Origin of the sequence: Streptomyces anulatus, assembly GCF_000721175.1 — a bacterium.
Lineage (GTDB): Bacteria > Actinomycetota > Actinomycetes > Streptomycetales > Streptomycetaceae > Streptomyces > Streptomyces anulatus_C.
This window is the reverse complement of the sequence record NZ_JOEZ01000124.1, coordinates 1-462: the sequence shown is the minus strand read 5'-3', so window position 1 is coordinate 462 and position 462 is coordinate 1. Positions and strand designations below refer to the sequence as shown.

Genomic DNA, 462 nt, shown 5'->3' with positions numbered 1-462 from the left:
GGAGGGAGCTGTCGAAGGTGGGACTGGCGATTGGGACGAAGTCGTAACAAGGTAGCCGTACCGGAAGGTGCGGCTGGATCACCTCCTTTCTAAGGAGCATCTAGATTCCGCAAGGAATCCAGAGCCACTACGTCGACAAATGTTCGACGGTGGTCAGCTCATGGGTGGAACGTTGACTATTCAGTACCTGGTGGTTAAGCCGGGACGCGAGTACTGCTCCTCGGAGCGTGGAAAGCGAACCGAATGAATTCCGGGTACTGGGCGCGCTGTTGGGTGTCTGAAGGTATGGCCGCAAGGCTGCCTTCGACGCCGGCCCCAGTGAACTCGTCCGCAAGGACGGGGTGATGGGTGGCTGGTCGTTGCTTGAGAACTGCACAGTGGACGCGAGCATCTGTGGCCAAGTTTTTAAGGGCGCACGGTGGATGCCTTGGCACCAGGAACCGATGAAGGACGTGGGAGGCC

The 462-nt window shown here is 58.9% G+C and carries 1 rRNA gene; it reads left to right on the top strand.

What is annotated here, in order from left to right:
• Positions 1-89: ribosomal RNA gene (locus IG90_RS0138800) — 16S ribosomal RNA — on the top strand; the annotation flags it as partial.
• Positions 90-462 lie beyond the last annotated feature (373 nt).